This is a genomic window from Wenxinia marina DSM 24838 (assembly GCF_000379485.1).
Lineage (GTDB): Bacteria > Pseudomonadota > Alphaproteobacteria > Rhodobacterales > Rhodobacteraceae > Wenxinia > Wenxinia marina.
Genome location: NZ_KB902288.1, coordinates 78369 through 100740 on the forward strand (window position 1 = coordinate 78369; position 22372 = coordinate 100740).

The window sequence follows — 22372 nt, forward strand, 5'->3', positions numbered from 1 at the left end:
ACATGAACGGCGTGGGCTGGATCGCCGCCATCATCATCGGCGGCATCGCCGGTTGGCTGGCGGAGCAATTCATGAAGTCCAACATGGGACTTCTGATGAACATCATTCTCGGCATCATCGGTGCCATCGTTTTCAACTTCCTGCTGGGTCTGTTCTTCGACACCGAGACCTACGGCTGGATCGGCTCGCTCATCGCCGGCTTCATCGGTGCGTGCATCCTCATCTGGATCGCGAGGCTGGTGCGCCGCAGCACCTGACCTTCGACGCGTGACGAGTTCCCGACGGCCCGTTGCCCCCGGCAGCGGGCCGTGTTTCTTGTGCGGCCGAACGCGGAGGGCGACATGGGACTGGGACTGATCGCATCGATTATCGTCGGCGGACTGGCCGGCTGGATCGCGAGCCGGGTGATGAGGGCGCGGACCGGCCTGCTGGCGAACATCGCGCTGGGAATCGTGGGCGCCGTCCTGCTGAACGCGATCCTCGGCTGGATCGGCATCTACGCCGAGCGGTCGTGGTTCCCGCAGCTGATCGTCGGAGCGGCCGGCGCGGCGCTGCTGATCTGGCTCGGCCGGAGGCTGCGGCGCTGATGGCGGGGCGGCAGCAGGTCTACACCCTTCTGGTCGAGGTGGGGCGCAAGGCGGGCGACGGCCTGCCTGACGGCGCCACCGGCGCGGCGCTGATGTGCTATGCCAGCGGCATCGACGAGGCCGAGGCGGTGCGCGAGACGGTGGCGATCCTCAAGCAGGCCGACCTCGCGCCGCTCGACGTCACCGGCTACGGCACGCTGGAGGAGCGGCTGGCCGAGGGGCACGATCTCGACGACGATGAGAAGGCGCTGATGCAGCGGGCGCTGGACGAGAACAGCGTGATCGTCGCGCAGATGACGCCGTTCTTCGAGGGCGACGAAAAGAGCTGACGTCGCGCCCACGCGCGAAGGAAATTCGACGAATTTCCATCTATGGACAGAAGAAATTTCGTCGAAATTTCTTCGCGCACCCCGATCTCAGAGCGCCACGATGTGGTTGTCCCACGCCCGGTCCATACGGCCCAGCGCGGCCGGCGCCCCGGCCTCCACCGCGATCAGCCCGCCCAGCCCGTCGCTCGCGAGCAGTCCCGTACCCCGCGGCGCCAGCCCGCAGACGTCCGCCCGCGATACCGCGCCGAGAAATACGCCGTCCGGGCCGAACCGGTGCAGCCGCCCGCCCTTGGGCGAACTGATCGCCACCTCCGTCCCGTCCCCGGCCCAGGCGACGGAGCCGGCATAGCCCTGCATCGCCAGCTCGTCCGCCAGGGGCGCCGACGCCAGCACCGGCGCCGCCCCTCGCCTGTGCAGACCCAGAAGGGGCACCGCCGCGCCCGTCGGTCCCTCCCACTGCATCGCGAAGGCGACGAGGCCGTCGTCCCGCAGCGCCAGGTGCCGGATCGAGCTCTGCGCCAGGTCCGGCCCCAGGTCGACTCGCTCCTGCAGCGCCCCGTCCAGCGACAGGTAGGCCAGCGACGGCGTCATGGACTCCACGTTCAGCTTCGTCCGGTCGGTCGGGTCGGTCTCGATCCCGCCGTTCGCCACCACCAGCGTCGCCCCCTCCGGCATCAGCCGCAGGTCGTGCGGCCCGATCCCGCCGGTCGCGAACTCGTCCAGCCGGACGTAGCCGTCCGCCACGTCCCAGACCCCGATCCGCCCCGCGCTGCCGTCCGCCACCTGCTCGGACGTGAAGAGGAGCTCGCCCGTGGGGTCGTAGACGCCGTGGCCGTTGAACTGCCGGCCGCCGGGCGGCGTCAGGCGGTGCATCACCGCGCCCGCCGCGCAGTCGAGGACGAGCGCGAAGGCGCCGGGCCGCCGGGCGAAGGCGACCGCCTCGGGCCGCGACGGGTGGCCGGCGCCGGCATGGCCGCGGGCGGGCAGGGGGACGCGGAGCGTCTCGGCCCCGTCCGCCGACAGGCCGAACAGGGCGAAGCCGCCGTCCGGCTCCTTCGCGGCGGCGAGGTAGGCGGGGCTGCCCGCCGCTGCCCAGCCAAGCGACGGCGCGGCCGCCCCGGCGCCCGCGGCGAACAGGCTGACGAGGAAGCCGCGGCGCGTGGTCATGTCAGTCTCCGTCCGTCGAATTGAATCCGGGCGCGATGCCGAGGGGGGCGCCGACCTCGCCCTCGATGGCGGCCTTCAGGGAGCGCACCGCCTGCTGCAGCACCTCGACCAGCAACCGCGCCTGCGGATCGTCCAGGTCCTGCAACGACGGATCGCCCACCCGCTCCGCCGCCTGCCGCACCCGCGCCAGCGCCGCGTCCGTCGCCGGCAGCTCGCCGCCGACGAGCGCGTGCGCCAGGGCCACCGCCGCCTCGCTTGCCAGCACCACGTCGCGCACCGGTCGGTCCGTGCGCCACGCCTCCGCCCGCGTCGGGCGCGGCCGCTCAAACGTGCCCATCGGCCGGCCCAGCCGGGTGTCGGCGGTGAATTCGAGGCCGGAGACGATCTGCGTGTAGATCGCCCGCACCGCCTCGTCCTCCGCCAGGAACGTCGCATTGCCCGTCGCGCCCGCGCTCTCCAGCACGCCGGCATAGTCGGCCCAACCGGCCTCCAGCGCCGCCGCCGTGCGAGCGAGGTCGGTCGCCACCGCCTGCACAAGCGCGCACGTGTAGCTGTCCGTGCCGTAGCCGGACAGGTCCGCATCCCCCAGCAGCATATCCAGCGCGAACAGTCCCCGCGCCGCCACCGACACCTCTGCGAAGGCGTCCGGGTCCGCCACCACCGGGTCCTCCGCCGCGATGAGCGTCGACAGCTGGCGCGGCGTGAAGCCCCGGTCATCGGGCCAGAAGGCGACGGACAGCGCCGCCGTCTCGGACGGGCCGAGCCGCAGGTCCGCGACCGTCATCCAGGCGTCGAACGCATCCTGGTAGGCCGGCAGCAGCGCTCCGGCCGTGCAGTCGTCCGCCGCGGCGGCGGCAAGGTCGTCCGCCGCCTCCGCGAACCGGGCGAAGCCGGGCAGGATCACCTCCCGCGTCGCGTGGCCCACGTCCGCGACGGCGGGGGACGCCACGAGGGCGAGGGTCAGGGCGAGATGTCTCACAGGCTCTCCAGGAATGCGATGAGGGCGGCGCGGTCCTGCGGCGGGATCTCCACGATCCGGTCGCGGGCCGCCTGCGCTTCGCCGCCGTGCCACAGCACCGCCTCCAGCAGCGTCCGCGCCCGCCCGTCGTGCAGGTAATTCTCGACGCCCGACACCTGCTCGGTCAGGCCGATGCCCCAGAGCGGCGGCGTGCGCCATTCGGTCCCCGTGGCGCGGCCCTCGGGCCGGTGATCGGCGAGGCCCTCTCCCATGTCGTGCAGCAGCAGGTCGGTGTAGGGCCATATCAGCTGGAACGATTGCTCGGGCCGGTCCTCCAGCCGCGCGGTCACGAACTTGGGCACGTGGCAGGAGGCGCAGCCGGCGTCGTAGAACACCTCCTTGCCGCGCAGCACCTGCGGATCGTCCTCGCCCCGCCGCGCCGGAACGCCGAGGTTGCGGGAGTAGAAGGTGACGAGGTCCAGCCCCTCCTGCTCGATCTCGTGGGCGCCCACGTCTGCGCCGTGCATCGCCGCCCGGCATGCCGCCTCGGCCGAGGAGCAGTCGCCCCAGCCGTCCGGGAACAGCGGCGAGGAGATGCCGATGTCGCCCGAGAACGCGCCCGCCGTCTGTTCCAGCAGCGTCGGCGTCCCGGCCTTCCAGCCGAACCGGCCCAGCATCGGCGCGTCGTGCACCAGAGACCAGACGACGTTCGGCCGGCCCGAGATGCCGTCGCCGTCCGCGTCGTCCTCGTCCGCGTGGGCGAGGATGTCGGTCGCCGGGATCGCCTCCAGCAGGCCGAGGCCGATCATCTGCGGCGTCACCCGCGGCGACAGCATCGCGTACGGCGCCAGCGGCCCGTAGCCGAGGTCGGCGGCCTCGTAGGTCGGCGCGCGCAGGGACGCGACCTCGCCGCCCGACAGCGGGACCAGGATCGTCTCGTAGGTCACCGACAGCCGGTACTCCGCCGGATGTCCGGCCGTGCCGAAATCCTGCAGCTGCCCGCCGTAGGTCGGGTCCGGCAGGGTGCCGATGTAGTCCTCGATCTCGGCGATCGCCGCCTCCGGCCCGCCGGGGATCGACACGCGCAGGAACATCGACACTGCGTCGTCGTCAGGCCCCTCCGGCGGATGCCCGCGCCCGTCCTTGATGTGGCAGTTCTGGCAGCCGCGCGCGTTGTAGAGCGGGCCGAGCCCGTCGGAGGCCAGCGTCGAGGACGGCGACGAGACCCACAGCTTGCGGAACAGCCCGTTGCCGACCCGGAAATCGAGCTCGCGCTCGAAGCTCATGTTGCCCGACGGCTGCGAGAAGGCGTCCGCGTTCGTCATCGCCCGCACCGTCGCGCCGCCCGCGGGCAGCCCCTCGAACCGTTCGGGCGCCGAGAAGTCCGTCGCCGGCGCGGTGACGGCGGCGATCCGCGCCGCCTCCTCGGCGGTGCGCGGCACGACGGAAAGGTGCGGATCGCCGAGACCCGGCCCGTCCGCCGCCGGTACCGCCGCTGCCGCGAGGACGGCCAGCGGCGATGCCAGCAGGGCGAGCCTACTCGGCCTCGTCCATCGGCAGGGCCTGGGTCTGGGCATAGCGTTCCGCTCCGATCGTCTCGAAGACGTGCAGCTGCGTCTCGAGAAAGTCGATGTGGCCTTCCTCGTCGGCGAGGAGCTCCTCGAACAGCTTCATGCTGACGAAGTCGCCGACCTCCTGGCAGTGCTTGCGCGCCTCGGAATACAGGGACCGCGCCTCGTACTCCGCCGCCAGGTCGGCGTCGAGCGTCTCCTTCGGCGTCTGCCCGATCCGCAGCGGGTCCAGCCGCTGCAGGTTCGGGTGCCCGCCGAGAAAGATGATCCGCGCGATCAGCTTGTCGGCGTGGAACATCTCCTCGATGCTCTCGGCCCGGCTCTTCTTCGCCATGTGGCCGAGGCCCCAATCCTCCTGCAGGCGGTAGTGCACCCAGTACTGGCTGACCGCCGTCAGCTCGGACCTCAGCGCCCGGTTCAGGTATTCGATGACCGTCGCGTCGCCCTTCATGCCGTCTTCTCCCGTGCTGTGCCGCGCCGCAGGCCGGTCAGGGCCGCGGGTACGCCGAGGTTAGCATTGCCGCGCATGGTTGACAGGAAAAGCGGCATGCAGCCGCCGCACTCCGCCGCCTTGCCGAGGACGCGGTAGACCTTGCCGGGCGTGATGATGGCATCCGCGTCCGCGGCGCGCATCCAGTCGATCGCGGCATGGATGTCGCGATCGCTGATGGACTGGCAGTGGCAGACGATCACTGGAACACCGCGTCCGGGTTGTCGAGGCTGTCGGACCCCTCGAACGCGATCCGGTCCAGCTCCAGCGCGGTGACGATCCGCTCGATCGTGCGGGTCTGCGCGATCAGCCCGTCGACCGCCGCCATGATGATCGCCTCGCCCTCGTCGTTGCCCTGCTCGAGCATCTGGTCGTAGGCGAATCCGCCCTCGACCGCGGCGTTCATCGCCTCCATCGCCGCCATCGTGTCCGCAAGGTCGGTCTGCATCGCCTCGTCGAGCGCCGGATCCTGCGCCGCCACGAGGTCGGACAGCGACGGCCCCTCGACCACCGACCCGTCGGGCCGGACATAGCGGCCGAGATAGACGTTCTGCACGCCCAGCGCGTCGTTCAGGTGGCTGCGGTGCGTGTTGTCCGAGAAGCAGTCATGCTCTTCCTCGGGATCGTTCAGCATCAGGCCGAGGCGCATCCGCTCGCCCGCCTGCTCGCCGTAGGACAGGCTGCCCATCCCTGTCAGCATCGCGACGAGGCCGGCGCGCGGATCGTCCGTGACCGCCGCGCGCGCCGCGCCGCCGTCCTCCCAGTTCGCCGCCATTTCCTGCAGGTCCGCGACCAGCAGTTCGGTCGCCGCGGTCAGGTAGTCCGCCCGGCGGTCGCAGTTGCCGCCGGTGCAGCCCTCGCCCTGCACATAGTCGGTGTAGGGCCGCTCGCCTGCGCCGGCGTCGGTGCCGTTCAGGTCCTGCCCCCACAGCAGGAATTCGATCGCGTGGTAGCCGCGGGCGACGTTGGTCTCGATCCCGTCCGCCTCGTTCAGCGTGTCGGCGATCAGCTCCGGCGTGATCTCGGAGGCGTCCACCGCCTGCCCGGCGAGCGTGATCTGCGGGTTCGCGATCACGTTCAGCGCCGCCAGCTCGTTCGCGTCGGTGGCGCCGCCATAGCTGGCGTCGACGTAGTCGATCAGCCCCTCGTCCAGCGGCCAGGCGTTCACCCGGCCTTCCCAGTCGTCGACGATCGGGTTGCCGAACCGGTAGACCTCGGTCTGCTGGTACGGCTCGCGCGCGGCGATCCAGGCGGCGCGGGCGGCCTCCAGCGCCTCGGGCGAGGGGTTGGCGACGAGGTTGTCGACCGCCCCCTGCAGGTCGCGCGCCAGTGCGAGGCTGTCGCCGTAGCCGGCCTCGGCGATGTCGGCGTAGGTCTCGACGACCTCGGCCGGGGTCTGGGCGAGCGCGCCGGCGGCGACGGTGGACAACAGCGCGGCGGCCGGGAGGGCGAGGCGGGACATGACGATTCCTTCGGGTTCGGTCCGGGTTGCCCGCCTTGTCTGATCTTTCCTGTCGGGAATTGCAATCCCGACTGTTTTCATCAGGCGGCCGCGTCGGCGCCCCGCCCCCCGCAGGCCGCACAGTCGGCGCGCGGCCTTGTCCGGATCACCCGCGCATCGGCGTAGAGCGCGTCGAAGATCATCAGCCGTCCCCGCAGCGGCTCTCCCGCCGCCGCGATCACCTTCACCGCCTCGGCCGCCATCATCGACCCGACGATGCCGGGCAGGGGCCCCAGCACCCCCGCCTCGGCGCAGCTCGGCACCAGCGACCGGTCGGGCGCCGTGGGGAAGACGCACTCGTAGCACGGACCGCCGCGGGCCGGGTCCCACAGCGCCAGCTGCCCCTCCCACTGCGTCAGCGCGCCGGCGACCAGCGGCACGCCCGCGGCGACGCAGGTCCGGTTGACGAGATAGCGCGTCTCGAAATTGTCGGTCCCGTCGAGGACGAGATCGTACGCCGCCACGAGGTCGGCCGCGATCTCCCCCGTCAACCGCCGATGATAGGGCCGCACCACGACATGCGGGTTCAGCGCCGCGATCCGGTCGGCGGCGGAGAACACCTTGGGCCGTCCCACGTCCGCCGTCGAATGGATCACCTGCCGCTGCAGGTTGGTCTCGTCCACGTCGTCGCCGTCGATCACCCCGATCGTGCCGACGCCCGCCGCGGCGAGGTACTCCAGCACCGGCGAGCCGAGGCCGCCCGCGCCCACCACAAGCACCTTCGCCTGCTTCAGCGCCGCCTGTCCCGGGCCGCCGATCTCGCGCAGGACGATGTGGCGCAGCGACCGCCGCAATTCGTCGCCGCCCATCGGCCCGCCCGGCGCGGGCGCGGGCGCGCGCTCCGCCTCGGCGCTCCGCGCCCGCGCCTTCACCCTGGTCAGCAGCGCGCGGTAGCCGAAAACCAGCGCCCCGAACGCCAGCAGCATCAGCCAGAATGCCGCCTCGCCCCCCGTCGCCTCGCGCAGGGGATGGCCGTCGGGCAGCAGCACGTGGCCCGCCAGCACGGCGACCATGAGAAGGCCCAGCATGATGAGGCGCGCCCGCACCGGCGCGCCGGTGAGCCAGCCCACCGCCCAGATCGCCGCCGCCATGGCGCCGACGAGGATCATCCCGAAACGCCGGTGGAGCCGAAGCCGCCCGTCCCGCGCACCGTCTCGTCCAGCGCGTCGACCTCCTCGAAGGACGCCCGCGTCACCGGCGCGATCACCGCCTGCGCGATCCGGTCGCCATGCGCGACGGTGACCGGCGCATCGCCCAGGTTCACGAGAATCACCTTCACCTCGCCGCGATAGTCGCTGTCGACCGTCCCCGGCGCGTTCGCCACCGTCAGCCCGTGCCGCAGCGCGAGGCCCGAGCGCGGCCGCACCTGCATCTCCCAGCCCTCCGGCAGCGCCACCGCCAGCCCCGTCGGCACCGCCGCCCGCGCCCCGGGGACCAGCGTCACACCGGCCGCGCGGTCCGCCGCGGCGAAGTTCGCGCGCAGATCCGCCCCGGCGGCGCCCGCGCTGGCATGGCGCGGCAGCCCCAGCGCCCGGTCGGCCCCGTCCACGAACCTCACCGCAATCGTGACCACGCCCTGTCCCCTATCTTGCAGACAAATACTCCAGTGACCGGCATCGCCCCGCGCGACGGTCAGGCGAGGGCGGCCGCGATCCGCTCAGCCAGCTTCCGCGCCACCATGTCCTTGCCCATCCGCGGCCAGTCCTCGGCCCCGCCTGACGTGATCAGCGTCACCGCATTCTCCGTCCCGCCCATGATCCCGGTCCCGGGAGAGACGTCGTTGGCGACGATCCAGTCGCAGCCCTTGCGCGCGCGCTTGGCGGTGGCATGCGCCACCACGTCGTTGGTCTCGGCCGCGAATCCGACGACCAGCCGCGGGCGGCCCTCTGTCCGCCGTGCGACGGTGGCGAGGATGTCCGGGTTCTCGGCGAACTCCAGCGCCACAGCCCCCGCCTCCTTCTTCATCTTGTGGGTAGAGGCCGAGGCCACGCGCCAGTCCGCCACCGCCGCCGCGAACACCGCCGCGTCCGCGGGCAGCGCCGCCTCCACCGCCGCCAGCATCTCGCGCGCCGTCTCGACCCTCACCACCGTCACGCCCTCGGGCGGCGGCACGCTCGCCGGGCCGGTCACGAAGGTCACCCGCGCGCCCAGCGTCGCAAGCGCCCGCGCCAGCGCCGTGCCCTGCGCCCCGGAGGAGCGGTTGGCGATGTAGCGCACCGGGTCGATCGGCTCGTGCGTCGGGCCGGACGTCACCAGGACGTGCCTCCCCCTGAGCGGCCCGTCCGCCAGCGCCGCCTCCACCGCGGCGACGATCTCCAGCGGCTCGGCCATCCGTCCCGGCCCGTACTCGCCGCAGGCCATGCCGCCCTCGTTCGGGCCCACGGTCAGGATCTCGTCGCCCTTCAGCGTCGCGAGGTTGCGCTGCGTCGCCGGATGCTCCCACATCCGCACGTTCATCGCCGGCGCCAGCAGCACCCGCGTGTCGGTCGCCATCAGCAGCGTCGAGGCGAGGTCGTCCGCGTGCCCGTGCGCCATCTTGGCCATCAGGTCGGCGGTGGCGGGGGCCACCACGATCAGGTCGGCGCTGCGCGACAGCTCGATATGGCCCATCTCCGCCTCGTCGGTGAGGTCGAATAGGTCGGTGAAGACCTTCTGCCCCGCCAGCGCCGAGACAGAGAGCGGCGTCACGAACTCCGCCCCCGCTCGGGTCAGGACGGGGGTGACGGCGTAGCCGCGATCCTTCAGGCGCCGGATCGTCTCCAGCGCCTTGTAGGCGGCTATACCGCCGCCGATGATGAGGAGGATACGACCGGGCACGGGCGGAAGATAGGCGGCGCCACCGGCGGGGGCAACGTGGGTCGGGCGCGCGGGTCACGGGGCGGGGATGAGCCGGGGACGGCCCTGCGCGATCACCGGGCGAGGCGTCGGGTGAAGATGGTCCGCGGGGCAGGGGACATCGAGCTGGCGCGGTCACTCTGCGAAGGCCGCGCACGGATTTGGGCGGTCCACCGGCGGCACCGCCTCCACCGAGTCGAACGGCGCGCCGGGCGGCGCCGCGCCCTCGACCTGACCCAGCGTCCAGACCGACGTCCCGGGCGCCAGGTGCGCGATCACCGCCGGCACGCCGAAATCCGCACGGGCATGGCCCGTCCCCGCGATCACGACCACCGGCCCGCCCGTCTCCTCCAGCGCCAACAGGGCCGCGTCCGCCATCCACCAGTCCCGCAGGCGTTGCGCATCGACCATCCTGCCCATCATCTCCCGCGGCATCGCCCGGCAATGCGCTTCGAACTGCTCGTCCATCAGCACCGCGCGGTCGGCGCCGGACAGCGGCGGGAGGTCGTAGCCGCGCATCGGCGACGCGTTCGCCGCGCCCGGCGGATGTGTCGCCACCGCGGTCACGAGGTCCCGCGGAGCCGATCCGCCATACAGAGCCGCCTCCGGCGCCGCGGCGAAGATAGGCGAATAGAGGGCGAAGTCCGGCCAGCCGCTGTCGGCCCAGGCGAACGCCGCGGCCAGCGCGTCCGCGTCCGTCAGGTCGATGCCCTCGGCCGCCGCCACCTGATCGGCCGTCAGCATCTCGAACACCAGCGCCGCCGGCACGATCTCCGCCACCAGCTCCGCCTGCCGCGCATGCGCCTCGGCGCTGTCGTGCACCTCGCCCAGAACGACGATGTCCGCCCCTTCCTGCGAGAGGGCGGACATCGGGATCAGAAGCAGGGCAAGGGCCGCCCGGATCATGCGAAGAAGTGCGTCACCTCGCGCGACTGCCCTTCCAGGCTGCGGCGCATCTTGCCGAAGGCGGCGGCCTCCAGCTGGCGCACCCGCTCCTTCGACAGGCCGAGCTCGTCGCCGAGGCTCTCCAGCGTGCGCGGCTCCTCGCGCAGCTTGCGCTCCTTGACGATGAACCGCTCGCGGTCGTTCAGCGAGGACAGCGCCACCAGCAGCCACTGGCGCAGCGTGTCGGTGTCGTGATCGTTCGCCACCGTCTCGGACGCCTGCGCGCTGTCGTCCTCCAGCGCCTCGATCCACTCGCGGCCCTCGTCCTCGGTCGACTGGGTCGCGTTCAGCGAATAGTCGGACCCGGCGAGGCGGCCTTCCATCATCTCGACGTCGGCGATCGGCACGCCGACCTCCTTGGCGATCATCGCCCGCATCAGGTGCCCTTCCAGGGTCACGCCGGCCGCCGCGGCCTCTCGCTCGATCCGGGCCTGCACCCGGCGCATGTTGAAGAACAGCGACTTCTGCGAGGAGGTGGAGCCGGTCCGCACCATAGACCAGTTCCGCATCACGTAGTCCTGGATCGAGGCCTTGATCCACCACACCGCGTAGGTCGAGAAGCGCACCCCGCGGTCGGGGTCGAACTTGTCGGCCGCCTTCATCAGGCCCAGCGACGCCTCCTGGATCAGGTCGTTCATCGGCGCGCCGTATCGCCGGAATTTCGCCGCCATCGAGATGGCGAGCCGCATGTACGCGGTGATCAGGCGGTGCAGCGCTCGCTCGTCCCGCTGGTCCCGCCAGGCATAGGCGAGCCTCAGCTCGGTCTCCGCGTCGAGGAGTTCCGCCTTCATCGCCGTGCGAGAGAGTGTCTGGTCCCCGTAACCGTCGAATGCCATGAAGTAACCCCCTGTAGTGCTCTGGACCGACGAGGCCCACGTTTCCCGAGCCTACGAATTTCGCAACGCAGCGGATCAGAGAAAGTTTCACAGATGGGGTTGCGAAAGTGCACATTGGTCCTAGGCGGGGCCGCGTCGGGGAAGTCTTCTTTCGCCGAAACCCTTGTCCTGCAAGGCGGAGGGACGCCCGTCTACGTCGCCACGGCCGAGGCCGGCGACGATGAAATGTTAAGCAAGATCGCCCGCCACCGTGCCCAGAGGGCGAGCGGCGGCTGGCGGACGATCGAGGAGCCGCTCGAGATCGCCGGGGTGCTGGGCGGGCTCGCGGACGGGGAGGCGGCTCTTGTCGACTGCGCGACCCTGTGGCTCGGCAACCTCATGGGCGCCGGGCGCGACGTGGAGGCCGAGACGGCGCGTCTGCTGGACGCCATCGCCCGCTGCGCCGCGCCGGTCGTCGTGGTGTCGAACGAGGTCGGTCTGGGGATCGTGCCGGACACGCCCCTCGGGCGGCGCTTCCGCGAGGCGCAGGGCGCGCTGAACCAGCGCATCGCGGCGGCGGCCGACGACGTGATCTTCGTCGCCGCAGGCCTGCCGCTGGTGATGAAGGGGGCGCTGCCGTGACGCGGATCGTCTGGGTCCGTCACGGGCCGACCCACCAACGCGTCTTCACCGGCTGGCGCGACGTGCCGGCGGATCTGTCCGACGCCGCCGCCCTCGCGCGGCTCGACGCCGCGCTGCCGTCGGGCGCGCTGCTGGTATCGTCCGACCTCGCCCGGGCCCGCGCCACCGCCGACGCGCTGGGGCGGGGCCGCGACCGCCTCCCCGACGACCCGCGCCTGCGCGAGTTCGATTTCGGCGACTGGGACGGCCGCCACTTCTCGGACATCGCCGAAACCGATCCCGACCTCTCCCGCCTCTACTGGGAGGACCCGGGCGCCCACGCCCCCCCGAACGGAGAGAGCTGGGACGCCGCCGCCGCCCGCGTCGACGCCGCCGTCGCCGACCTGCTGGCGCAGGCGGAGGGCCGCGACATCGTCGCCGTCGCGCACCTGGGCGTGATCCTCACCCGCTGGGCCCGCGCCTCGGGCCTGCCGCCGTCGCGGGCGATCGGCCAGCGGATCGAGCCGCTGTCGCTGACCGAGACGCGGCTGGACGGAGGACGCTGGTCCGCCGGCCGCGTCGGTCACGTCTGCTGATCCATCTTTCCGGGTGATGGCGTGCCGCACGTTTCCGCGTTGGCGCGGGCGTCATCGGCGCGGCTAGGATGCGCCCATGTACACGCTCTTCATCGGTCACCGCACCTATTCCAGCTGGTCGCTCCGGGGCTGGCTGATGTTCGAGACCTTCGCCCTGCCGCACCGGCTGGTCGAGGTCGGCCTCTATTCCGGCACCCTGCTGGCGGACCTCGCCCCCGTCGCGCCCGGCCGCACCGTCCCCGCCATGCTGACGCCGGAAGGCTGGGCCGTCACCGACAGCCTCGCCATGGCCGAGACGCTGGCCGAACGGCACCCGGACGCCGGCTTCTGGCCTGCCGACGGCGCCGCGCGGGCGCTCGCACGGTCCATGGTGGGCGAGATGCATTCCGGCTTCGGTGCGCTCCGTGGCGCCTGCGCCATGAACCTCGCCCATGCATGGAACGGGTTCGCCTCGTCCGACGCGGTGCGCGCGGATCTGGCGCGGATCGAGACGCTCTGGTCGCACGCCCGCGAGCGTCATGGCGACGGCGGCCCCTGGCTCTTCGGCGCATGGTCGCTGGCGGACGTGTTCTTCGCGCCGGTCGCGGCGCGGATCGCGGGGTACGGGCTGCCGGTGGGCGAGGACGCGCAGGCCTACGTGGCCGCGCACCTCGCCGAGCCGGCGTTCTGCGCTTGGCGGGCCGAGGGGCTGACGCGCCCTGTTGAGCCGGCGCCGTACCGGATGGAGCTGACGAAGTCTGACTGGCCCGCCTGAACACTCGACTCTCCGAGCGCACCGCAAGGGCAGGCTGGCCGCGGGCAGACGCCCCGACGCTGCGGTAGATGCAATTTATTCCGCCTCCCCGGACGACCCCCGAATGTCTGGCAGGTCGATAGGAAGCGTCTGGCCGGGGGGCGGCCAGACGCTGCCCGGGCCGCTTGCGCGGCTGATTCCGGGCGGGCATCACCTGCACTGTTAACCATTCCTAAACCGCTGAGGCGTTAACCCTGACCCGTTCGGAGAGGGGCGGGACATGGTGGCGCTGGCCTACACGGTCGCGTTCGAGGGCGTCGAGGCGCGGCCGGTCGAGGTGCAGTGCGCGATCTCGCCCGGCGTGCCCGCCTTCGCCATCGTCGGCCTGCCCGACAAGGCCGTCAGCGAGGCGCGCGAACGCGTGCGCGCGGCGCTGAACGCGCTCTCCATCGCGCTCCCCTCCAAGCGCATCACCGTAAACCTTTCGCCGGCCGACATGCCCAAGGAAGGCAGCCACTTCGACCTGCCGATCGCGCTCGCCCTCCTCGCCGCGCTGGAGGTGCTGCCCCACGACGACGTCGCGCGCACCGTGGCGCTGGGCGAGCTCTCCCTCACCGGCCTCCTGATGCCCGTCATCGGCGCGCTCCCGGCCGCGATGGCGGCGGCCGAGGACGAGCGGATGCTCCTGTGCCCCCGAGCCTGCGGCGCCGAGGCGGCGTGGGTGGACGCGACCAAGGTGATCGCCCCCGCCTCGCTGGCCGAGGTGATCCGCCACTATACCGGCGCCCACGTGCTGGAGCCGGCGGTGCCGGGCGAGGTCACGGACGCCCCCGCGGCGCGGGATCTCCGCGACGTGAAGGGGCAGGAGCGGGCCAAGCGCGCGCTGGAGATCGCGGCGGCGGGGCGGCATCACCTGCTGATGACCGGCAGCCCGGGGTCGGGCAAGTCGATGCTCGCCGCCCGCCTGCCCGGCATCCTGCCGCCGCTGACCCCGATCGAGGCGCTGGAGACCTCGATGATCCACTCCCTTGCCGGGCTGCTGGACGAGGGCGGGATCAGCCGCGTGCGACCCTTCCGCGAGCCGCACCACACGGCCTCGATGCCCGCCATAGTCGGCGGCGGCCGCGCGGCGAAGCCCGGCGAGATCAGCCTCGCCCATAACGGCGTCCTCTTCCTCGACGAGCTGCCGGAGTTTCCCCGCCCGGTGCTGGAAACCCTCCGCCAGCCGATCGAGACCGGCGAGGTCATGGTCGCCCGCGCCAACGCCCACATCCGCTATCCCTGCCGGTTCCTGCTGGTCGCGGCCGCCAATCCCTGCCGCTGCGGCCACCTGGCCGAGCCGGACAAGGCCTGCGGCCGCGCGCCGCTGTGCGGCGAGGACTATCTCGGCCGGATCTCGGGGCCGCTGATGGACCGGATCGACATCCGGCTGGAGGTGCCGCCGGTCGCCTTCAGCGACCTCGACCTGCCGCCGTCGGGCGACGGCTCTGCCGAGGTGGCCGCCCGGGTCGCGGCGGCGCGGACGCGGCAGGCGGCGCGGTTCGACGGCCGGGAGGGTCTGCGGACCAACGCCGACGCCGAGGGGCAGGTGCTGGAGGGGATCGCGGCTCCGGACCCCGAGGGGCGGGAGCTGCTGACGAAGGTGGCCGAGCGGTTCGCCCTGACCGCCCGCGGCTATCACCGGGTGCTCCGCGTCGCCCGCACCATCGCCGATCTCGACGACAGCGACGACGTCCGCCGCCCCCACGTGGCCGAGGCGGTGGCCTACCGGCTGTCCACCGCGCCAACCTCCTGAGCCCACCTGGCGAGCGCGGCCAGCGTCTCGCGGCTCTCGGGCAGGCCGGGGAAGAAGGTCCAGACGTGCGGCGCGGCGTCGACGAGGTGGGTCTCGACCGCGACGCCGTCCGCGCGCAGCCGCGCCGCCATCTCCCGCATGTCGTCCAGCAGGATCTCCGTCGTCCCCGCCGCCAGCCAGACCGGCCCCGCGCCGCCGTAGCGGCCGAGCACCGGCGACGCGCGCGGATCCGCCGGATCGGCCCCGGCGAGGTAGAGCCGCCGCACCTCGGTCAGGCGCGAGACCGGCAGCATCGGATCGACCGCCTCGTTGGCGCTGCGCGATCCGGCGGCGCCGCTGAGGCGGGCGGGACGGAAATCGGTGAGCGGCGAGAAGGCGAAGGTCGCGGCGGGGCCGGGCAGGCCTTCGTCCGCAAGCCGGCCCAGCAGCGACAGGGCGAGGTTGCCGCCCGCGCTGTCGCCGCCCAGGACGATGCGGCCGGCGCCGACGTCTGCCGACAGCGCCGCCCAGACCTTCCCCGCATCCTGAAGAGCGGCAGGGAACGGGTGCTCCGGCGCGAGCCGGTAGTCGGGGACGATGGCCGGCAGGCCGAGCGCGGCGGACAGGCGCGCGGCCATCCCGGCATAGGCCCGGGCCGAGCCCATGACGAAGGCGCCGCCGTGCAGGTAGAGGAGGCGGCCTGCCGCCTCTGGATCGACATCCGGACCCGTCACGCGGAGCGCCCGCACCCCGCCCAGCGTCACCCGGTCGCAGACGGTGCCCCGCGGAGGGCGGAACAGCGTCCGCCCCATCCGCTCGAACGAATCGCGCAGGCGCATCGGGTCGGCGCGGCGCAGCAGCGGCTTCTCGACCCGGGCGAGCCAGAGGTTGAGAAGGCGCAGCGCCAGGCTCATCCGCGCCGCGCCTCGATCGCCTCCCAGATCCTCGCGGCGACGTTGGTCCCGTCGAACCGCTCCAGCTCCTGTATCCCGGTGGGGGAGGTCACGTTGATCTCGGTCAGCCAGTCGCCGATCACGTCGATGCCGACGAAGATCTGCCCCTTCTCCCGCAGGAGGGGGCCGATCGCGGCGCAGATCTCGCGGTCGCGGTCGGTGAGCGTCGCCTTCTCGGCGCGGCCGCCGACATGCATGTTCGACCGAGTCTCGCCCTTCTGGGGCACGCGGTTGATCGCGCCCACCGGCTCGCCGTCGACGAGGATGACGCGCTTGTCGCCCTTGCTGACGTCCGGCAGGAACTTCTGCGCGATCAGCGGCTCGCGGCTGATCTGGGCGAACATCTCCCACAGCGAGGCGAGGTTGCCGTCCTCGGCGTGCAGCTTGAACACGCCGGCGCCGCCGTTGCCGTAGAGCGGCTTGAGGATGATGTCGCCGTGGGTGTCGCGGAACTCGCGCAGGGTGCGCAGGTCGCGGGCGACGACGGTGGGCGGCGTCAGGTCGGGAAAGCGCAGGACGAGCAGCTTCTCGGGGTAGTTGCGGACCCAGAACGGGTCGTTCACCACCAGCGTCTGCGGGTGGATGAGGTCGAGGAGGTGCGTCGTCGTGATGTAGGACATGTCGAACGGCGGATCCTGGCGCAGCCACAGGACATCGAACGTCGACAGGTCGCGCTCTTCCTCGGGTCCGGTCTCGAAGTGATCGCCCTTCACGCGGCGGACGGTCAGCGGCCAACCGCGTCCGGTCACCCGCCCCTCGCGGAAGGCGAGCCGGTCGGGCGTGTAGTAGAACAGCGAATGGCCCCGCGCCTGTGCCTCCTCGGCGAGGCGGAAGGTGGAATCGGCGTCGATGTTGATGGGCCCGATCGGGTCCATCTGAATGGCGACGGAGAGCGGCATCGGATCCTCGTGGTCGGACCGCCGGGCGGCGGCGCGTCCCCGTCTTGTCCGATCCGGTCCGGCCGCGCAACTCGCGGCGCTCAAAAGGGACGGTTTTCCCAGACGGGACCGGCTACGGTCCGGACCGTGTCGCCGCCGGCGCTAGAGGTGGCCCAGCGCGTTCGGCATCACCGTGATCCCGCCGTGGCGGTCCACAAGCGCAGCGTCGAAGCGCGTCTCGGTCAGCGAGCCGCCGGGCAGCGTGCCGATGAATTCGGCCGCCGCGCCGTGGATGCGGGCGACCTGCCGGGGGCGGATCCGCGCCAGCGCATCCGCCGCGTCGCGCCCCGCCTTCACCTCGACGAAGACGACCGTCTCGCCGTCTCCGATCACCAGATCGACCTCGCCGGAGCGGCCGCGCCAGCGCCGGGCGAGCGGGTTGCAGCCGCGCCGTTCGTAGGCCGCAAGCACCTGATCCTCGGCCGCGGAGCCGCGGCGGTGGTTCGCGGCGCCCCGCCGGGACCGCCCGCCGCCGAGAGGCGCGGCGGGGGCGGGAGGAGGGGGCAGGGCATCGGCCCAGTCGAACAGATCGAGCGGCATGGTACGGTCCCCTGCATCAGCCGCTTCAACTTGTACGATTCGTCCTAACAATCGCCTAAGTCCCGCCCTCCGCCGCCAGTGCCAGGGCGATCTGATACACGTCGCGTCGCGGCCGGCCGAGGGCGCCGGCGACCGCCGTCGCCGCGTCCTTCACCCGCATCGTCTTCAGCGCCTCGGCCAGCGCCGCCTCGACCGCCGCGTCGTCCGCCGCCGCGGCACCGGCGGCCGGGGGGCCGACCAGCACCACGACCTCGCCCTTCACCGCCTCGGCGTCCAGCGCCGCCGCCAACTCGTCCAGCGTGCCCCGCCGGACCTCCTCGAACCGCTTGGTCAGCTCGCGCGCGACCGCGGCCGGACGGGCGCCGCCGAGGACCGAGGCGAGATCCGCGAGCGCCGCGGCAAGCCGACGGGGGCTCTCGTACAGGACGAGCGTGCCGGGCGCCGCCGACAGCTCGGCCAGCCGCGCCCGGCGCTGGGCGCTCGCGGACGGCAGGAAGCCGGCGAAGGTGAAGGTGTCGGTCGGCAGGCCCGCCACCGCCAGCGCGGCCAGCAGCGCCGAGGCGCCGGGCACCGCGACCACCGGCAGCCCTTCGGCGATCGCCGCGCGGCCGAGCGCGTAGCCCGGATCGGCGAGAAGCGGCGTGCCGGCCTCGGACGCGTAGGCGACGGACCGCCCGCCGCGCAGCTCGTCCAGCAGCCGCGCGCGATCGGCCTCGCCGGAATGGTCGTGGTACGCGACGATCCGGCGGCCGTTCAGGGCGATGCCGTGAATCTCCATCAGCCGCCGCAGCGTCCGCGTGTCCTCGGCCGCGAGAACGTCGGCGCCGGCGAGCACGTCGAGGGCGCGCAGCGTGATGTCCCGGGCGTTGCCGATGGGCACGGCGACGAAATGCAGCCCGGCGGAAACGGGCCTCGCTGCGTCATTCATCGCTGGACCCCCGTGCCGCCGCTCCTATGATGTGGTCCGGCCCGACGCCAGAAGCCGACGCCACAACCCGCCGCAGCGCCAAGGAGACCCGGCCGATGTTCGCGAAAAACCCGACCCGCCGCAAGGTCGCGGCCCGCTTCGTTGCGGTCCTCTCCGCCGCGTGGCTGACCGCCTGCGCCCCGATGGGCCTACCCGGGACCGGCGGCGGCCCCCGCGTCGACCCCGGCGAGCCGGTGCGCGTGGCGATGCTCCTGCCCTCCGGCTCGGGCCAGTCGTCCGACGACTTCCTCGCCCGCAACCTCGAGAACGCGGCGCGCCTCGCGGCAGCCGACCTCCAGGGCGTGGAGATCGACCTGCGCACCTACCCCACCGGCGCCAACCCGCAGCAGGCGGCGAGCGCCGCGGCGCAGGCGGTGAACGAGGGGGCGCAGATCATCCTCGGGCCGCTCTACGCAGAAAGCGCGAACGCCGCGGGCGTCGCCGTCGCGGGCACCGGCATCAACGTGCTCGCCTTCTCGAACAATCCGACCATCGCCGGCGGCAACGTCTTCGTCCTCGGCCCGACCTTCCGCAACACCGCCAACCGCCTTGCCCGCTGGGGCCTCCGCAACGGGCTGTCGAGCTACTACGTCGCCCATTCGAACGACCTGCAGGGCAATCTCGGCCAGGCCGAGATCGCGGCCGCGGTCCAGGGTGCGGGCGGCGCCGTCGTCGGGACGAAGTCGTACCCGCTGTCGCAGCAGGGCATCCTCGCCGCCGCGCAACCGATCGCGACCGAGGCGCGGGCCACCGGCGCGGATGCGCTGTTCCTGACCGCCGGCATCAACGCGGACCTGCCGATCCTGGCCACCGCCCTGCCCGAGGCGGGTCTCGGCCCGGATCTCATCCGCTACATGGGCCTCACCCGGTGGGATGCCGCGCCGCAGGGGCTTGCCCTGCCGGGACTGCAGGGCGGCGTCTTCGCCGTTCCGGACACCGCGACCCAGCGCAACTTCGAGCAGCGCTATGCCGCGGCCTACGGGGACGAGCCGCATCCGCTGGCCGGGCTCGCCTACGACGGCATCGCCGCCGTGGGTGCGCTGGTCTCGCGGGGCGGCGGCCTCGGCCGGAACGACCTGACCACGGGCCAGGGCTTCCAGGGCACGCAGGGCATCTTCCGGCTGCTGCCCGACGGCACGAACGAGCGCGGCATGGCGGTGGCCACGATCCGCAACCAGCAGGTGGTGATCCTTGACCCCGCCCCGCGCAGCTTCGGCGGTGCCGGCTTCTGAGCCGGCGCCGACCGCTCCGCCTCCCGCCGACCCGACCGCCGTCCCCGACGCGGCGCTGATCCGCCCGGGCGTCGAGATCTTCGACCCCGCGGCGGTGCGCGCGGAAATGGACGCGGCGCTCGACGGTCTCGACCAGCCCATCGAGGTCCGCCGGGCGGCGGTGGAGGTGCTGACCCGCGCCCGAACCCGCGGCCGCGAGGTCATCGCCGATGCCTTCCGGAGGCAGCCCTTCGCCGCCCGCCGCACGATCCGCGCCTACGCCTTCCTCACCGACGGCCTGGTGCGCGAGACGCTGCGGGTCGTGCGCGACCGGCTGCACCCGAACCCCACCCCGACCGAGGGCGAGAGGATCGCCCTCATCGCCGTCGGCGGCTACGGCCGGGGCGAGATGGCGCCGTATTCCGACGTCGACCTGCTGTTCCTGACGCCCTACAAGGTCACCCCCTGGGCCGAGAGCATCGTCGAGTCGATGCTCTACATCCTGTGGGACCTCAAGCTGAAGGTCGGCCACGCCACCCGCACCGTGAAGGACTGCCTGCGCCTCGCGCGCGAGGACTTCACCATCCGCACCACCCTCGTCGAGATGCGGCTCCTCGCAGGCGAGGCCTCCCTCGCCGACACCCTGCGCGCCCGTCTCTGGACCGAGCTGTTCCGCACCACCGCCTCCGACTTCGTCGAGGCCAAGCTGAACGAGCGGACCGAGCGTCACCGCAAGCAGGGCGGCCAGCGCTACGTCGTCGAGCCGAACGTGAAGGAGGGCAAGGGCGGCCTGCGCGACCTGCAGTCTCTCTACTGGATCGGCAAGTACGTCTACAACGTGCGCGCCGCGCGCGAGCTCGTGGGCCGCGGCGTCTTCTCGCCGGACGAGTACCAGACCTTCCGCGACGCCGAGACGTTCCTGTGGGCCGTGCGCTGCCACCTGCACCTGCTGACCGGGCGGGCGATGGACCAGCTCGCCTTCGACCTGCAGGTCGAGGTGGCCGAGCGGATGGGCTACCGCGACCATGGCGGACGGCGCGCGGTCGAGCATTTCATGCAGGACTACTTCCGCCACGCCACCCGCGTGGGCGAGCTGACGCGGATCTTCCTGACCGCGCAGGAGGCGGCTCACCTCAAGCCCGAGCCGATGCTGCAGCGCCTGCTGTCGCGCCGCAAGAAGGCCAAGCCGCCCTACGCGATCAAGCAGAACCGCCTGACCGTCGCGGACGAGACCGCGTTCCTCTCCGACAAGCTGAACATGCTGCGGATCTTCGAGGAAGGGCTGCGCACCGGCACGCTCCTCCATCCCGACGCGATGCGCCTGCTGGCCGCGAACCTCGACCAGATCGACCGCGGCATGCGCGAGGACCCGCAGGCGAACCGACTGTTCCTCGATCTGCTGCTGAAGCACGGCAACCCCGAGAGGGCGCTGCGGCGGATGAACGAACTGGGCGTCCTCGCCGCCTTCATCCCGGAGTTCGCGCCCATCGTCGCGATGGTGCAATACAACATGTACCATCACTACACGGTGGACGAACACACCATCCAGTGCATCTCCACCCTCGCGCGGATCGAGAAGGGCGAGCTGGCCGAGGAGCTGCCCATCGCCAGCCGCATCCTCGAGGAGGGCGTGAACCGCAAGGTCCTGTACGCCGCGGTGCTGCTGCACGACATCGGCAAGGGCCGGGACGAGGATCACAGCGTCCTCGGCGCGCGCATCGCGCGGACCGTCGGCCCCCGCCTCGGCCTCACGAAGAAGGAGGCGGAGACCGCCGAGTGGCTGGTCCGCTATCACCTGCTGATGTCGGACATGGCGCAGAAGCGCGACATCTCGGACCCGCGCACCGTGAAGGACTTCGCCAAGGCGGTGAAGTCGAAGGAGCGGCTGGACCTGCTGACCGTCCTCACCGTCTGCGACATCCGCGGCGTCGGGCCGGGCACGTGGAACAACTGGAAGGCCATGCTGCTGCGCGGCCTGTACCGCGCGACCGAGCAGGCGCTGGCGACGGGCCTGGAGGACCTCAACCGCGAGGCGCGCGAGGCCGAGGCGAAGCGGGCGCTGCGCGAGGCGCTGGCGGGCTGGGATCCCAAGGAGCTGCGCGTCGAGACGGGCCGGCATTACGGCCCGTACTGGCAGGGCCTCGGCGTGGACGCCCACGCGATATTCGCCGGCCTGCTGCGCGGCATCCGCGACGACGAGGTGCGGATCGACCTCAAGCTCGACCCCGACCGCGACGCCACTCGCGCCGCCTTCGCGATGGCCGACCATCCCGGTCTCTTCAGCCGGATGACCGGCGCGCTGGCGCTGGTCGGCGCCAACATCGTGGACGCGCGGACCTACACGACGAAGGACGGCTACGCGACTGCGATCTTCTGGATCCAGGATGCCGAAGGCCATCCGTTCGAGGAGGCCCGCCTGCCGCGCCTGCGCTCGATGATCAAGCGCACGCTCGCCGGCGAGGTGGTCGCCCGCGACGCGCTGAAGGACCGCGACCGGATCAAGAAGCGCGAGCGGGCCTTCGCCGTCGCCACCTCGGTCGCCTTCGACAACGACGCGTCCGACATCTACACCGTGATCGAGGTCGACACGCGGGACCGGCCCGGTCTGCTCTACGACCTGACGCGGACGCTGGCGGCAAACAACGTGAACATCTCCAGCGCGGTGATCGCGACCTACGGCGAGCAGGTCGTCGACACCTTCTACGTCAAGGACATGTTCGGCCTGAAATTCCACGCCGAGAGCCGGCAGAAGGCGCTGGAGAAGAAGCTGCGCGAGGCGATCTTCAAGGGCGCCGAACGGGCGCGGGCGCAGGGGTAGGGCGCTCCTCGGGACGGAGCGGT

At 72.3% G+C, this 22372-nt stretch carries 24 protein-coding genes; 9 read left to right on the forward strand and 15 right to left on the reverse strand.

Features of this window, described 5'->3' with window-relative positions; genetic code table 11:
- Positions 1 to 2 precede the first annotated feature (2 nt).
- The 3 genes from A37W_RS0109450 (at position 3) to A37W_RS0109460 (ending at position 916) form a co-directional block, all read left to right on the forward strand.
- On the forward strand, positions 3 to 257 hold the full coding sequence (locus A37W_RS0109450) for a GlsB/YeaQ/YmgE family stress response membrane protein (RefSeq protein ID WP_018302787.1): 255 nt from the start codon (positions 3 to 5) through the stop codon (positions 255 to 257).
- An 84-nt stretch (positions 258 to 341) separates the two neighbouring features.
- The gene (locus tag A37W_RS0109455; protein WP_018302788.1) at positions 342 to 587 is read left to right on the forward strand and encodes a GlsB/YeaQ/YmgE family stress response membrane protein; all 246 of its coding nucleotides are present in this window, start codon (positions 342 to 344) and stop codon (positions 585 to 587) included.
- Complete coding sequence (locus A37W_RS0109460) at positions 587 to 916, forward strand: DUF8846 family protein (protein WP_018302789.1); 330 nt, start codon at positions 587 to 589, stop codon at positions 914 to 916. Before A37W_RS0109455 ends, A37W_RS0109460 begins: the two co-directional genes overlap by 1 nt.
- An 87-nt stretch (positions 917 to 1003) precedes the next feature.
- Here the strand turns inward: A37W_RS0109460 and A37W_RS0109465 are convergent, their stop codons facing one another.
- From A37W_RS0109465 to A37W_RS0109515, 11 genes are all read right to left on the reverse strand, one after another.
- Positions 1004 to 2083: a DUF1513 domain-containing protein gene (locus tag A37W_RS0109465; protein WP_018302790.1), complete on the reverse strand. Its 1080-nt coding sequence runs from the start codon at positions 2081 to 2083 to the stop codon at positions 1004 to 1006.
- A gap of 1 nt (position 2084) precedes the next feature.
- Entirely contained in the window at positions 2085 to 3062 is a 978-nt protein-coding gene (locus A37W_RS0109470) for an imelysin family protein (RefSeq protein WP_018302791.1), read from the reverse strand.
- Positions 3059 to 4618, reverse strand: coding sequence for a di-heme oxidoreductase family protein (locus A37W_RS0109475; RefSeq protein WP_081617070.1), 1560 nt, complete (start codon positions 4616 to 4618; stop codon positions 3059 to 3061). The genes A37W_RS0109470 and A37W_RS0109475 overlap by 4 nt, the downstream gene beginning before the upstream one ends.
- Positions 4578 to 5063, reverse strand: a complete 486-nt coding sequence (bfr, locus tag A37W_RS0109480) for a bacterioferritin (RefSeq protein WP_018302793.1) — start codon at positions 5061 to 5063, stop codon at positions 4578 to 4580. Before bfr ends, A37W_RS0109475 begins: the two co-directional genes overlap by 41 nt.
- Positions 5060 to 5305 carry a (2Fe-2S)-binding protein gene (locus tag A37W_RS21410; protein WP_018302794.1) on the reverse strand — a complete coding sequence of 82 codons (246 nt, stop codon included), beginning with the start codon at positions 5303 to 5305 and terminating at the stop codon, positions 5060 to 5062. Before A37W_RS21410 ends, bfr begins: the two co-directional genes overlap by 4 nt.
- Entirely contained in the window at positions 5302 to 6564 is a 1263-nt protein-coding gene (locus tag A37W_RS0109490) for an imelysin family protein (RefSeq protein ID WP_018302795.1), read from the reverse strand. The genes A37W_RS21410 and A37W_RS0109490 overlap by 4 nt, the downstream gene beginning before the upstream one ends.
- A gap of 80 nt (positions 6565 to 6644) precedes the next feature.
- Positions 6645 to 7712, reverse strand: a complete 1068-nt coding sequence (locus A37W_RS0109495) for a HesA/MoeB/ThiF family protein (RefSeq protein WP_018302796.1) — start codon at positions 7710 to 7712, stop codon at positions 6645 to 6647.
- Positions 7709 to 8176 (reverse strand): dUTP diphosphatase, encoded by a 468-nt coding sequence (gene dut / locus A37W_RS0109500; RefSeq protein WP_018302797.1) that lies wholly within the window; start codon positions 8174 to 8176, stop codon positions 7709 to 7711. The genes A37W_RS0109495 and dut overlap by 4 nt, the downstream gene beginning before the upstream one ends.
- 59 nt (positions 8177 to 8235) lie before the next feature.
- The gene (gene coaBC, locus A37W_RS0109505) at positions 8236 to 9420 is read right to left on the reverse strand and encodes a bifunctional phosphopantothenoylcysteine decarboxylase/phosphopantothenate--cysteine ligase CoaBC (RefSeq protein ID WP_018302798.1); all 1185 of its coding nucleotides are present in this window, start codon (positions 9418 to 9420) and stop codon (positions 8236 to 8238) included.
- A 153-nt stretch (positions 9421 to 9573) separates the two neighbouring features.
- Positions 9574 to 10344 carry a ChaN family lipoprotein gene (locus A37W_RS0109510; RefSeq protein WP_018302799.1) on the reverse strand — a complete coding sequence of 257 codons (771 nt, stop codon included), beginning with the start codon at positions 10342 to 10344 and terminating at the stop codon, positions 9574 to 9576.
- On the reverse strand, positions 10341 to 11219 hold the full coding sequence (locus A37W_RS0109515; protein ID WP_081617071.1) for an RNA polymerase factor sigma-32: 879 nt from the start codon (positions 11217 to 11219) through the stop codon (positions 10341 to 10343). The genes A37W_RS0109510 and A37W_RS0109515 overlap by 4 nt, the downstream gene beginning before the upstream one ends.
- Positions 11220 to 11312: 93 nt before the next feature.
- Between A37W_RS0109515 and cobU the strand changes: the two genes are divergently transcribed.
- From cobU to A37W_RS0109535, 4 genes are all read left to right on the forward strand, one after another.
- Complete coding sequence (gene cobU / locus A37W_RS0109520) at positions 11313 to 11840, forward strand: bifunctional adenosylcobinamide kinase/adenosylcobinamide-phosphate guanylyltransferase (protein ID WP_026198400.1); 528 nt, start codon at positions 11313 to 11315, stop codon at positions 11838 to 11840.
- A complete protein-coding gene (locus A37W_RS0109525) occupies positions 11837 to 12415 on the forward strand; it encodes a histidine phosphatase family protein (RefSeq protein ID WP_018302802.1) in 579 nt (192 codons plus the stop codon). The genes cobU and A37W_RS0109525 overlap by 4 nt, the downstream gene beginning before the upstream one ends.
- A gap of 76 nt (positions 12416 to 12491) precedes the next feature.
- Positions 12492 to 13169 carry a glutathione S-transferase gene (locus A37W_RS0109530; RefSeq protein WP_018302803.1) on the forward strand — a complete coding sequence of 226 codons (678 nt, stop codon included), beginning with the start codon at positions 12492 to 12494 and terminating at the stop codon, positions 13167 to 13169.
- Positions 13170 to 13428: 259 nt separating this feature from the next.
- Positions 13429 to 14943, forward strand: a complete 1515-nt coding sequence (locus A37W_RS0109535) for a YifB family Mg chelatase-like AAA ATPase (protein ID WP_018302804.1) — start codon at positions 13429 to 13431, stop codon at positions 14941 to 14943.
- On the opposite strand, the gene A37W_RS0109540 is transcribed toward A37W_RS0109535, so the two are convergent.
- The 4 genes from A37W_RS0109540 to rsmI form a co-directional block, all read right to left on the reverse strand.
- On the reverse strand, positions 14913 to 15836 hold the full coding sequence (locus tag A37W_RS0109540) for an alpha/beta hydrolase (RefSeq protein ID WP_018302805.1): 924 nt from the start codon (positions 15834 to 15836) through the stop codon (positions 14913 to 14915). The genes A37W_RS0109535 and A37W_RS0109540 overlap by 31 nt on opposite strands.
- Positions 15833 to 16774, reverse strand: a complete 942-nt coding sequence (gene gshB, locus A37W_RS0109545) for a glutathione synthase (protein WP_018302806.1) — start codon at positions 16772 to 16774, stop codon at positions 15833 to 15835. Before gshB ends, A37W_RS0109540 begins: the two co-directional genes overlap by 4 nt.
- A gap of 141 nt (positions 16775 to 16915) precedes the next feature.
- On the reverse strand, positions 16916 to 17353 hold the full coding sequence (locus tag A37W_RS0109550; RefSeq protein ID WP_018302808.1) for a YraN family protein: 438 nt from the start codon (positions 17351 to 17353) through the stop codon (positions 16916 to 16918).
- Between the two features lie 55 nt (positions 17354 to 17408).
- Positions 17409 to 18281: a 16S rRNA (cytidine(1402)-2'-O)-methyltransferase gene (rsmI, locus tag A37W_RS0109555; RefSeq protein WP_018302809.1), complete on the reverse strand. Its 873-nt coding sequence runs from the start codon at positions 18279 to 18281 to the stop codon at positions 17409 to 17411.
- A gap of 95 nt (positions 18282 to 18376) precedes the next feature.
- Here rsmI and A37W_RS0109560 point away from each other — a divergent pair, with 95 nt between their 5' ends.
- Together A37W_RS0109560 and A37W_RS0109565 are read left to right on the forward strand one after the other, a co-directional pair.
- Complete coding sequence (locus A37W_RS0109560) at positions 18377 to 19552, forward strand: penicillin-binding protein activator (protein WP_018302810.1); 1176 nt, start codon at positions 18377 to 18379, stop codon at positions 19550 to 19552.
- Positions 19512 to 22349 carry a [protein-PII] uridylyltransferase gene (locus A37W_RS0109565; RefSeq protein ID WP_018302811.1) on the forward strand — a complete coding sequence of 946 codons (2838 nt, stop codon included), beginning with the start codon at positions 19512 to 19514 and terminating at the stop codon, positions 22347 to 22349. Before A37W_RS0109560 ends, A37W_RS0109565 begins: the two co-directional genes overlap by 41 nt.
- Positions 22350 to 22372: the final 23 nt, after the last annotated feature.

Coding starts and splice junctions, on each gene's coding strand:
- A37W_RS0109450 (WP_018302787.1), top strand. CDS start 3: ATGAACGGCGTGGGCTGGATCGCCGCCATCATCATCGGCGGCATCGCC.
- A37W_RS0109455 (WP_018302788.1), top strand. CDS start 342: ATGGGACTGGGACTGATCGCATCGATTATCGTCGGCGGACTGGCCGGC.
- A37W_RS0109460 (WP_018302789.1), top strand. CDS start 587: ATGGCGGGGCGGCAGCAGGTCTACACCCTTCTGGTCGAGGTGGGGCGC.
- A37W_RS0109465 (WP_018302790.1), bottom strand. CDS start 2,083: ATGACCACGCGCCGCGGCTTCCTCGTCAGCCTGTTCGCCGCGGGCGCC.
- A37W_RS0109475 (WP_081617070.1), bottom strand. CDS start 4,618: ATGCCCAGACCCAGGCCCTGCCGATGGACGAGGCCGAGTAGGCTCGCC.
- bfr (WP_018302793.1), bottom strand. CDS start 5,063: ATGAAGGGCGACGCGACGGTCATCGAATACCTGAACCGGGCGCTGAGG.
- A37W_RS0109490 (WP_018302795.1), bottom strand. CDS start 6,564: ATGTCCCGCCTCGCCCTCCCGGCCGCCGCGCTGTTGTCCACCGTCGCC.
- A37W_RS0109495 (WP_018302796.1), bottom strand. CDS start 7,712: ATGATCCTCGTCGGCGCCATGGCGGCGGCGATCTGGGCGGTGGGCTGG.
- A37W_RS0109510 (WP_018302799.1), bottom strand. CDS start 10,344: ATGATCCGGGCGGCCCTTGCCCTGCTTCTGATCCCGATGTCCGCCCTC.
- A37W_RS0109515 (WP_081617071.1), bottom strand. CDS start 11,219: ATGGCATTCGACGGTTACGGGGACCAGACACTCTCTCGCACGGCGATG.
- cobU (WP_026198400.1), top strand. CDS start 11,313: ATGGGGTTGCGAAAGTGCACATTGGTCCTAGGCGGGGCCGCGTCGGGG.
- A37W_RS0109530 (WP_018302803.1), top strand. CDS start 12,492: ATGTACACGCTCTTCATCGGTCACCGCACCTATTCCAGCTGGTCGCTC.
- A37W_RS0109535 (WP_018302804.1), top strand. CDS start 13,429: ATGGTGGCGCTGGCCTACACGGTCGCGTTCGAGGGCGTCGAGGCGCGG.
- A37W_RS0109540 (WP_018302805.1), bottom strand. CDS start 15,836: ATGAGCCTGGCGCTGCGCCTTCTCAACCTCTGGCTCGCCCGGGTCGAG.
- gshB (WP_018302806.1), bottom strand. CDS start 16,774: ATGCCGCTCTCCGTCGCCATTCAGATGGACCCGATCGGGCCCATCAAC.
- A37W_RS0109550 (WP_018302808.1), bottom strand. CDS start 17,353: ATGCCGCTCGATCTGTTCGACTGGGCCGATGCCCTGCCCCCTCCTCCC.
- rsmI (WP_018302809.1), bottom strand. CDS start 18,281: ATGAATGACGCAGCGAGGCCCGTTTCCGCCGGGCTGCATTTCGTCGCC.
- A37W_RS0109560 (WP_018302810.1), top strand. CDS start 18,377: ATGTTCGCGAAAAACCCGACCCGCCGCAAGGTCGCGGCCCGCTTCGTT.